This is a genomic window from Burkholderia sp. NFPP32 (assembly GCF_900119325.1).
Classification (GTDB): Bacteria; Pseudomonadota; Gammaproteobacteria; order Burkholderiales; family Burkholderiaceae; genus Burkholderia; species Burkholderia pyrrocinia_C.
In genome coordinates this window covers 231,479-240,874 of sequence record NZ_FPJP01000005.1, presented here as the reverse complement: position 1 = coordinate 240,874, position 9,396 = coordinate 231,479, and the positions used below count along the sequence as shown (strand labels likewise).

At 66.4% G+C, this 9,396-nt stretch carries 8 protein-coding genes and 1 pseudogene; 6 read left to right on the top strand and 3 right to left on the bottom strand.

Annotated elements, in window-relative coordinates; translation table 11 throughout:
• The 3 genes and pseudogenes from BT264_RS12820 to map all read right to left on the bottom strand — a co-directional run.
• A pseudogene (locus BT264_RS12820) lies at positions 1–599 on the bottom strand (pseudouridine synthase); the annotation flags it as partial.
• Between the two features lie 16 nt (positions 600–615).
• Positions 616–3,192: a [protein-PII] uridylyltransferase gene (locus BT264_RS12815; protein WP_072437088.1), complete on the bottom strand. Its 2,577-nt coding sequence runs from the start codon at positions 3,190–3,192 to the stop codon at positions 616–618.
• Positions 3,193–3,237: 45 nt separating this feature from the next.
• Entirely contained in the window at positions 3,238–4,053 is an 816-nt protein-coding gene (gene map / locus BT264_RS12810) for a type I methionyl aminopeptidase (RefSeq protein ID WP_072437089.1), read from the bottom strand.
• Positions 4,054–4,442: 389 nt separating this feature from the next.
• Here map and rpsB point away from each other — a divergent pair, with 389 nt between their 5' ends.
• From rpsB to BT264_RS12775, 6 genes are all read left to right on the top strand, one after another.
• Positions 4,443–5,183 carry a 30S ribosomal protein S2 gene (gene rpsB, locus BT264_RS12800; protein ID WP_011352461.1) on the top strand — a complete coding sequence of 247 codons (741 nt, stop codon included), beginning with the start codon at positions 4,443–4,445 and terminating at the stop codon, positions 5,181–5,183.
• A gap of 162 nt (positions 5,184–5,345) precedes the next feature.
• On the top strand, positions 5,346–6,227 hold the full coding sequence (gene tsf, locus BT264_RS12795; protein ID WP_072437256.1) for a translation elongation factor Ts: 882 nt from the start codon (positions 5,346–5,348) through the stop codon (positions 6,225–6,227).
• A 156-nt stretch (positions 6,228–6,383) separates the two neighbouring features.
• Positions 6,384–7,097, top strand: a complete 714-nt coding sequence (pyrH, locus tag BT264_RS12790; protein WP_006402648.1) for a UMP kinase — start codon at positions 6,384–6,386, stop codon at positions 7,095–7,097.
• Positions 7,098–7,188: 91 nt separating this feature from the next.
• Positions 7,189–7,749, top strand: coding sequence for a ribosome recycling factor (gene frr / locus BT264_RS12785; RefSeq protein ID WP_021159105.1), 561 nt, complete (start codon positions 7,189–7,191; stop codon positions 7,747–7,749).
• 49 nt (positions 7,750–7,798) lie between these two features.
• Positions 7,799–8,581 (top strand): polyprenyl diphosphate synthase, encoded by a 783-nt coding sequence (uppS, locus tag BT264_RS12780; RefSeq protein ID WP_034207662.1) that lies wholly within the window; start codon positions 7,799–7,801, stop codon positions 8,579–8,581.
• On the top strand, positions 8,575–9,396 hold the full coding sequence (locus BT264_RS12775) for a phosphatidate cytidylyltransferase (RefSeq protein ID WP_072437090.1): 822 nt from the start codon (positions 8,575–8,577) through the stop codon (positions 9,394–9,396). The genes uppS and BT264_RS12775 overlap by 7 nt, the downstream gene beginning before the upstream one ends.

Sequence of the window (9,396 nt, the reverse complement as noted above, 5' to 3'; positions counted from 1 at the left end):
TCGTCGTCACCGCGACGGGGCGGGCGGTCCGAAGGCGGACGGCGGTCGTCGAAACTGCGCTTCGCGCCTTCGCCGGCTGCCTTGTCGCGATAGGGTGCGCGTGCGCCGCCTTCGGCACCTGCGCGGCGCGGCCGTGCATCATCGTCGCTGCGACGGGGCGGGCGGTCTGACGACGAGCGACGGTCGTCGAAACTGCGCTTGGCGCCTGTGCCGGTTGCGTTGTCACGATAGGGCGCGCGCGCGCCGCCTTCGGCACCCGCGCGGCGAGGCCGCGCATCGGCGTCGCTGCGTCGCGGCGGGCGCGAGTCGGGCTTGCCGTCAGCGCTGCGATAGCCGCGATCGGCGCCGCCGTCGCGCGGCGCACGCTTGGCCGTTGCGCGATCCGCGCCCGGGCGCTCGGCGCCCGCGGCACCGCGCGGCTTGAACGTGCGTTCGCCGGCGGCTGCCGGGCCCGACGCCTTTTTCGGGCGGGCCGGCTTGTCTGCCGCGGGCGGCGCGGCGGGGCGCACCGCCTTGCGGGCGACGTGGCTGCCGGAGCGGACAGGTGCGCGGGTCGGCGACGCCGGCCGCGGATTCTTGACGGTCAATTTGGTGCGCATAAACGCTGGGATTCATTCAGACTGCGATCGCACGCAGCAATTCGGTTTCGAGCTGGATCTGCAGGCGGTTGTCGGACAAGCCGGCGCCCGCGAGCAGGAAGATGTCCTCGACGCGTTCGCCGAGCGTATTGATCCGCGCCGCGTGGACGCCGATCCGATGCTCGGCGAGTACGCGCGCGATCGAATAGAGAAGGCCCGGCCGGTCGTTGGCGGACACGGACAGGATGTAGTACTGACCGCGCTCGTCGGCCCGCAGGTCGACGCGCGGCGTGATCGGAAAGGTTCTGGACAGCCTCGACAGGCGGCCCTTGGACGGTTCCGGCAGCGGTGCGGTTTCGGCGAGCCGCGTTGCGAGCTGCTGTTCGACGAGATTCGCGATGTCGCGGTACCGCACGTCGCGTTCGGTCTGCGTGACGATGAAGTTGTCGAGCGCGTAGCCGTGCCGCGTCGTGCTGACGCGCGCGTCGAGCACCGACAGCCCGTTGCGGTCGAAATACGCGCAGATTCCCGCGAACAGGTCGGGGCGGTCCTTCACGTACACGAGCACCTGCAGCGCGTCGCCGATCGGCGACGGCCGCGCGCGGACGATCGCGGTTTCGGCGTTCACGTGCCGGTACAGCACACGCGTCTGCCATGCGATGTCGGCCGCATCGTGACGCAGGAAGAAGCCGACGTCGAGCTGATCCCACAGCGCGCGGTGCGCGTCCTCGGGCACGGTCTCGAGGCGCAGCAGCGCGAGCGCCTGTTCCTGCCGCGACTTCAGCTCCGAATGCGCGTCGGGGTTCGCGCCGCCGAGCACCGCGAGCGTGATGCGGTACAAATCCTCGAGCAGCTTGCCCTTCCACGTGTTCCACACCTTCGGGCTCGTGCCGCGGATATCGGCGACGGTCAGCAGGTAGAGCGCGGTGAGGCGCCGTTCGTTGCCGACGAGTTCGGCGAAGCGCTTGATGACTTCGGGGTCGCTCGTGTCCTGCTTCTGCGCGACCTGGCTCATCGTCAGGTGATGCTGGACGAGCCACACGATCAGCGCCGCGTCGTCGCCGGCGATCTCGTGTTCGCGGCAGAAGCGCCGCGCATCGGCCATCCCGAGCGTCGAGTGGTCGCCGCCGCGGCCCTTCGCGATGTCGTGGAACAGCGCCGCGACATACAGCACCCACGGACGGTCGAAGTTGCCGATCAACTGGCTGCAGAACGGGTATTCGTGCGCATGCTCGGCGACCGCGAAGCGGCGGATGTTGCGCAACACCATCAGGATGTGCTGATCGACCGTGTACACGTGGTACAGGTCGTGCTGCATCTGGCCGACGATGCGGCGGAAGTTCAGCAGATAGCGGCCGAGCACGCTCGTCTGGTTCATCAGCCGGAACGCGTGCGTGATCCCTTCGGGCTGTTGCAGGATCCGCATGAACGTGTGGCGGTTCTGCGGATCGCGGCGCCACGCGTTGTTCATGATTTCGCGCGAGTTGTACAGCGCGCGCAGCGTGCGTGCGGACAGGCCCTTCACGCCGCGGGTCGTTTCGTACAGCAGGAACGCTTCGAGGATCGCATCGGGATGGCGTTCGAACACGCCGTCGTCGACGATTTCGAGCATCCCCTGCTTCTCGACGAAGCGGTCGGGCGACAGCACGCGCGTGATGCCGCTCGTTGCGGGGAAGAGCTGCGCCTCGATGTTCTGGATCAGGATCGTCGCGAGCTGCGTGACGGCTTTCGCGGCCCAGTAATAGCGGCGCATCAGTTGCTCGCTCGCGCGCTTGGCCTGCGTCGGCTGGTAGCCGAAGCTCTCGGCGGCCTGCGTCTGCAGGTCGAAGACGAGCATGTCCTGGCGGCGGCCGGCGATCACGTGCAGCCGTGCGCGCAGCGTCTTCAGGAAACCCTCGTTGCGGCGCAGCTCGCGCGCTTCGCGATCGGTGATGAGGCCGCGCGTGTCGAGCTCGCGCCAGCTGCTGCCGAAACCCGCCGCTCGCGCGATCCACAGGATCGTCTGCAGGTCGCGCAGCCCGCCGGGGCTTTCCTTCACGTTCGGTTCGAGGCTGTACGGCGTGTCCTGGAACTTCGCGTGGCGCTGGCGCATTTCGAGCACCTTCGCGGTGAAGAACGCGCGGGCGTCGAGCGCCTCGTGGTAGCGCACCGTGAAGCGCTCGAACAGCGCGGTGCTGCCGACGATGCGGCGCGCTTCCAGCAGCGAGGTTTGCACCGTGACGTCCTGCGATGCCTCCTCGATGCATTGCGCGACCGTGCGCACGCTGCTGCCGATCTCGAGGCCGAGATCCCATGCCATCCCGATGAAACGCTCGATGCGCGGGTCGAGCGCCGGGTCGTGCGCATCGGGCAGCAGTACGAGTATGTCGACGTCGGAATAGGGGGCGAGCTCGCCGCGCCCGTAGCCGCCGACGGCGACGAGCGCGAGCGTCGCCGGCAGCCCGCAATCGTCCCACACGCGCTTCAGCGCGTCGTCGGTGAGTTTCGACTGCGCGTGCATCAGCGACGCGACGTTCGTCGCGCGGCGAAAGCGCTCGAGCATGTCGGCCTTGGCGGCCTTGAATCCGGCGCGCCGCGACAGCGCGTCGGGCGACGGGGCGGCGTGAGCGCTCATGTGCGGCCGTTCAGTTGGGGGCGGGGCGGGCTGGCGCGACGGCGCTCAGACTGCGGCGGCCGGTTGCGCGAACACGGGGCGCGCCGGCGTGCCGGCCGACACGGTCAGCACGTCGTAGCCGGTTTCGGTGACGAGCACCGTGTGCTCCCACTGCGCGGACAGGCTGCGGTCGCGCGTCTTGACCGTCCACTGGTCGGGCATCGTGCGGATGTCGCGCTTGCCGGCGTTGATCATCGGCTCGATCGTGAAGATCATTCCGGGCTTCAGCTCGATGCCCGTGCCCGGACGGCCGTAGTGGACGACCTGCGGATCTTCGTGGAACACCGTGCCGATGCCGTGGCCGCAGTATTCGCGCACGACGCTGTAGCCCTGCGCTTCCGCATGCTTCTGGATCGCGTGGCCGATGTCGCCGAGGTGCGCGCCGGGCTTGACCTGGTCGATGCCGAGCCACATGCACTCGTAGGTGGTCTGCACGAGGCGCTTCGCGAGGATCGAGCCCTCGCCGACGATGAACATCCGGCTCGTGTCGCCGAAGTAGCCGTTCTTGATCACGGTGATGTCGATGTTCAGCGCGTCGCCGTTCTTGATCACCTTCTCGCCGGGAATGCCGTGGCAGATCACGTCGTTGACCGAAATGCAGGTGGCCTTCGGGTACGGCGGATAGCCGGGCGGCTGGTAGTTCAGCGGCGCGGGGATCGTGCCCTGTTCGTTGAGCATGAACTCGTGGCAGAGGCGATCGAGTTCGGCGGTCGTGACGCCCGCGACGACGTGCGGCGTGATGAAGTCGAGCACTTCGCTCGCGAGACGGCAGGCGACGCGCATCTCGGCGATATCGTGTTCGTTTTTGAGCGTAATAGTCATCGAGGTATGCCTGGAATGCGGTGAATTGATGGATTATCGCACCTTATGGCGGGCGTCGCAGCCCCTGCCGGCCGTGCCGATGCGGGTTTTCGAGGATTGTCCGGCCGGCTGCCGCACGGCAAGCGAAAGTGGCGGGCGACTTGAGGGCCGACAAATCGGCGTGCTATACTCTTTGGCTAAGTCGATATCCAAATGCCGAGTTTGTCCCATGTTGGGGCGGCATCGCGGTGACAGGCTTACGGCACGGGCGTTTTGCACGTGCCGAATCGCAAGCCGGCGCAACCAGGGTGCCGTCCGCGCAGAATTCGTTGCCTTTCGGAGTAATTCGGGGCAGGTTCGCGCGGCGGTACGGCGGCCGGCTTAAGACCCAACCCTCGTGGAGAATTCACATGGCAGTTACGATGCGCCAAATGCTGGAAGCGGGTGTCCACTTCGGTCACCAGACGCGCTTCTGGAATCCGAAGATGGCACCGTTCATTTTCGGTCACCGCAACAAGATTCACATCATCAACCTCGAAAAGACGCTGCCGATGTTCACGGACGCACAGAAGTACGTGCGTCAGCTGGCAGCGAACCGCGGCACGATCCTGTTCGTCGGCACGAAGCGCCAGTCGCGCGACACGATCGCCCAGGAAGCGCAGCGCGCGGGCATGCCGTACGTCAACGCACGCTGGCTCGGCGGCATGATGACCAACTTCAAGACGCTGAAGGTGTCGATCAAGCGCCTGAAGGACATGGAAGCGGCCGTCGAATCGGGCGAAACCGAGAAGATGAGCAAGAAGGAAGCGCTGCTGTTCGAACGTGAAATCGCCAAGCTGCAGAAGTCGATCGGCGGCGTGAAGGACATGGGCGGCATTCCGGACGCGATCTTCGTCGTCGACGTCGGCTACCACAAGATTGCCGTCACCGAAGCGAACAAGCTGGGCGTGCCGGTCATCGCCGTGGTCGATACGAACCACTCGCCGGAAGGTGTGGACTACGTGATCCCGGGCAACGACGACTCGAGCAAGGCAGTCGCGCTGTACGCGGAAGGCGTGGCCGACGCGATCCTGGAAGGCCGTGCGAACGCGGTCAACGAAGTGGTTCAGGCAGCGCGCGGCGACGACGAGTACGTCGAGGAAAACGCGTAACTGGCCCCGAGCCGGCGCAAAAAGGGGGCTCTCAACAGGCCCCCTTTTTTTAAGCTTGTGCGCCGGACCTGATCGCGCCGAAGCGGCGCGGGTCCGGAAACGAATCTCGGCCGTTCGCGTCCAAGCGGGCGGCGTTGTGAATACAGACTCAAGGAGCGAATGATGGCGGCAATTACCGCAAGCATGGTGGCAGAACTGCGCGCAAAGACCGACGCACCGATGATGGAGTGCAAGAAGGCGCTGACGGAAGCCGACGGCGATCTGGCCAAGGCTGAAGAGCTGCTGCGCGTCAAGCTCGGCAACAAGGCGAGCAAGGCGGCATCGCGCGTGACGGCCGAAGGCGTCGTCGCATCGTTCGTCGGCGGCAACGCAGGCGCGCTGGTCGAACTGAATTGCGAAACCGACTTCGTCGCGAAGAACGACGACTTCCTGGCATTCTCGAAGACGGTCGCCGAACTCGTCGCGACGCAGAACCCGGCCGACGTGGCCGCGCTGTCGGCACTGCCGCTCGAGGGCTCGACGGTCGACGCAGTGCGCCTGGCACTGATCGGCAAGATCGGCGAGAACGTGTCGATCCGCCGTTTCGTCCGCTTCGAAACCGCGAACAAGATCGCAACGTACCTGCACGGCGCGCGCATCGGCGTGATCGTCGAGTACACGGGTGCGGACGAGCAGGTCGGCAAGGACGTCGCGATGCACATCGCGGCAATGAAGCCGGTCGCGCTGTCGTCGGCCGACGTGCCGGCCGAGCTGATCGACACGGAACGCCGCGTGGCCGAGCAGAAGGCTGCGGAATCGGGCAAGCCGGCCGAGATCGTCGCGAAGATGGTCGACGGTAGCGTCCAGAAGTACCTGAAGGAAGTGTCGCTGCTGAACCAGACGTTCGTGAAGAACGACAAGCAGACGATCGAGCAGATGCTGAAGGCAGCGGATTCCGCCGTGCAGAAGTTCGCGCTGTTCGTCGTCGGCGAAGGCATCGAGAAGCGCCAGGACGACTTCGCCGCCGAAGTGGCCGCGCAAGTCGCAGCAGCAAAGCAGCAGTAAGCAGTCAGGCAGTACCCGCGGCGGGCGTCCGCTCCGCCGCGGCCGGCGGCGCCGCCGGCCGGCCGGGAACCCCGGTTCGACCGTCGGCGCTTGCCCGAATCAGTATTTCGCCCCTACAGTTCGTGGTTGTCATCCTCTCGTCGCTCGGAAGCCCCTATGTCCAATGCCTATAAACGCGTCCTCCTCAAACTCTCCGGCGAAGCGCTGATGGGCGACGATGCCTTCGGCATCAATCGCGCGACGATCGAACGGATGGTGGCCGATATCGCCGAAGTCGTGCGTCTCGGTACGCAGCTGGCGGTCGTGATCGGTGGCGGTAATATTTTCCGCGGTGTCGCGGGCGGCGCGGCCGGCATGGACCGCGCGACCGCCGACTACATGGGGATGCTCGCGACGATGATGAACGCGCTGGCGCTGCAGGACGCGATGCGTCACGCCGGCATCGAGGCGCGCGTGCAATCCGCGCTGCGGATGGACCAGGTCGTCGAGCCGTACATCCGGCCGCGCGCGATCCGCCAGCTCGAGGAAGGCCGCGTCGTGATCTTCGCGGCCGGCACCGGCAACCCGTTCTTCACGACGGACACCGCTGCGGCACTGCGCGGTTCGGAAGTGGGCGCCGAGGTCGTACTGAAGGCGACCAAGGTCGATGGCGTATATTCTGCCGATCCGAAGAAGGATCCGTCGGCCACGCGCTACACGACGATCAGCTTCGACGAGGCGATCAGCCGCAACCTGCAGGTGATGGACGCGACGGCGTTTGCGCTGTGCCGCGACCAGAAGCTGCCGATTCGCGTGTTTTCGATCAACAAGCCGGGCGCGCTCAAGCGCATCGTGCTGGGCGAGGACGAAGGTACGCTCGTCCACGTGTAAACTCCCGCGGATGCGGGTCAATGGCCGCGGCGCGCAGGATGCGCCGTGCGGGGCCCGCGTTCTTTGAAGGTTTGAAGGTTCGGAGGTTGAAATGAGTGTCGCTGATACCAAGAAGGGCGTCGAGCAAAAGATGCAGCGCTCGATCGAAGCGTTCAAGAACGATCTGGCAAAGATCCGTACGGGCCGTGCGCACACCGGTCTGCTCGATCACGTGCAGGTCGACTACTACGGGTCGATGGTGCCGATCTCGCAGGTCGCGAACCTGACGCTGGTCGACGCGCGCACGATCGGCGTGCAGCCGTGGGAAAAGAACATGGTCGCGAAGGTCGAGAAGGCCATCCGCGAAGCCGATCTGGGCCTGAACCCGGCAACGGCCGGCGACCTGATCCGCGTGCCGATGCCCGCGCTGACGGAAGAGCGCCGCCGCGAGCTGACGAAAGTCGTCAAGAGCGAAGGCGAAACGGCCAAGGTCGCGATCCGCAACCTGCGCCGCGACGCGAACGAAGCGCTCAAGAAGCTCGTGAAGGACAAGGAAATCTCGGAAGACGACGAGCGCCGTGCGAGCGACGACGTGCAGAAGCTGACCGACAAGCACGTCGCCGAAATCGACAAGCTCGTGCAGACCAAGGAAGCCGAGATCATGACGGTCTGACGACCGTCCTCGCGCGCCGCCTTCTTCCCGCATTACTGTCTCAACGGCCATGACCTATACCAGCTCTACCGTTCGCGTGCCTGACGTCGGCGTCGTGCCGCGTCACATCGCGATCATCATGGACGGCAACGGCCGTTGGGCAACCGAACGCCGCTTGCCGCGCGTCGCGGGGCATACCCGCGGCGTCGATGCCGTGCGGGCGGTGGTCGAAGGCTGCGCACGCGCCGGCGTCGAATACCTGACGCTGTTCGCGTTCAGTTCGGAAAACTGGCGCCGGCCGAACGACGAAGTGTCGTTCCTGATGCGGCTCTTCATCACCGCGCTCGAGCGCGAGGTGGGCAAGCTGCATGCGAACGGGATCCGCCTGCGTGTCGTCGGCGATCTCGAGCGCTTCGAGCCGCGCATCCGCGAACTGATTCGCCGCGCCGAGACCAAGACGGCGCGCAACACCCGTCTTACGCTCACCATCGCTGCCAACTACGGCGGCCGGTGGGACATCCTGCAGGCGACGAAGAAGCTCGTCGAGCAGGCCGTGCGCGAGGGTCGCGAGGTCGAAGTGACCGAGGACGCATTCGCGCCGCACCTGGCGATGGCCTATGCGCCGGAGCCCGATCTCTTCATCCGCACCGGCGGCGAGCAGCGCGTCAGCAACTTCCTGCTGTGGCAGCTCGCGTACGCCGAATTCTATTTCACCGACAAATACTGGCCGGATTTCGACGGCGCGGCACTGGCCGACGCGATGGCGTCGTATACCGAGCGCGAGCGCCGTTTCGGGCGCACGAGCGCACAGCTCGAACCGCAATCGCAGAACGCCGACTCCCTTTCATGCTGAAAACCCGTGTGATCACGGCGATCGTGATGCTGGCAGTGCTGCTGCCGGTGACGCTGTTCGCGCCGCTCGCCGCGTTCGGCGCGCTGATCGGCGTCGTGCTCGTGTTCGCCGCATGGGAATGGGCGCGCCTGCTGAAGCTCGGCGGCGCGGGCCCGGTCGTCTATGCGGTCGTCGCGGCGCTCGCGCTGGCGGCCACCATGCCGCTCGGCATCGATGCGACTGCGTCCCGGCCCCTTTTCATGGCGGCCGGCGTGTTCTGGCTGCTGGTCGGCCCGTTCGCGCTGCGGCGCAAGCCCGAACTTGCGGGCGGCGTCTGGCGGCCGTTCCTGCTGGCGGCCGGGTTGATCGTGTTCGCGGCCTGCTGGCATGCGCTCGTCGCGGCGCGCGCGCAGGGCGTGCCGTTCGTGCTGTCGCTGCTTCTGGTCGTCTGGCTGGCCGATATCGGCGCATACTTCGCGGGCAAGGCCTTCGGAAAGCGTAAACTGGCCATTACGATCAGTCCCGGCAAGAGCTGGGAAGGCGCGATCGGCGGCTGGCTTGCGGTGATGGTCGTCGCCGGTGTCGCGACGGCCACGCATGCTTTCGAGCCGACCCTGTTTTCCGCATTCGCCGTGCGCTACGGAATGCCCGGTGCGTGGGCCGCGCTGACGCTGCTGGTTGCGTACAGCGTGATCGGCGACCTGTTCGAGTCGCTGCTGAAGCGGCAGGCCGGTGTGAAGGATTCGAGCGGACTGCTGCCCGGCCATGGCGGCGTGCTCGACCGTGTCGACGCGCTGCTGCCGGTGCTGCCGCTCGCGATGCTGCTGCTTGGTTAA

What these genes read in the sequence shown, in the direction of transcription:
- BT264_RS12775 (WP_072437090.1), top strand. Translation starts at nt 8,575, where the DNA reads ATGCTGAAAACCCGTGTGATCACGGCGATCGTGATGCTGGCAGTGCTG.
- map (WP_072437089.1), bottom strand. Translation starts at nt 4,053, where the DNA reads ATGACTATTACGCTCAAAAACGAACACGATATCGCCGAGATGCGCGTC.
- tsf (WP_072437256.1), top strand. Translation starts at nt 5,346, where the DNA reads ATGGCGGCAATTACCGCAAGCATGGTGGCAGAACTGCGCGCAAAGACC.
- BT264_RS12815 (WP_072437088.1), bottom strand. Translation starts at nt 3,192, where the DNA reads ATGAGCGCTCACGCCGCCCCGTCGCCCGACGCGCTGTCGCGGCGCGCC.
- uppS (WP_034207662.1), top strand. Translation starts at nt 7,799, where the DNA reads ATGACCTATACCAGCTCTACCGTTCGCGTGCCTGACGTCGGCGTCGTG.
- rpsB (WP_011352461.1), top strand. Translation starts at nt 4,443, where the DNA reads ATGGCAGTTACGATGCGCCAAATGCTGGAAGCGGGTGTCCACTTCGGT.
- frr (WP_021159105.1), top strand. Translation starts at nt 7,189, where the DNA reads ATGAGTGTCGCTGATACCAAGAAGGGCGTCGAGCAAAAGATGCAGCGC.
- pyrH (WP_006402648.1), top strand. Translation starts at nt 6,384, where the DNA reads ATGTCCAATGCCTATAAACGCGTCCTCCTCAAACTCTCCGGCGAAGCG.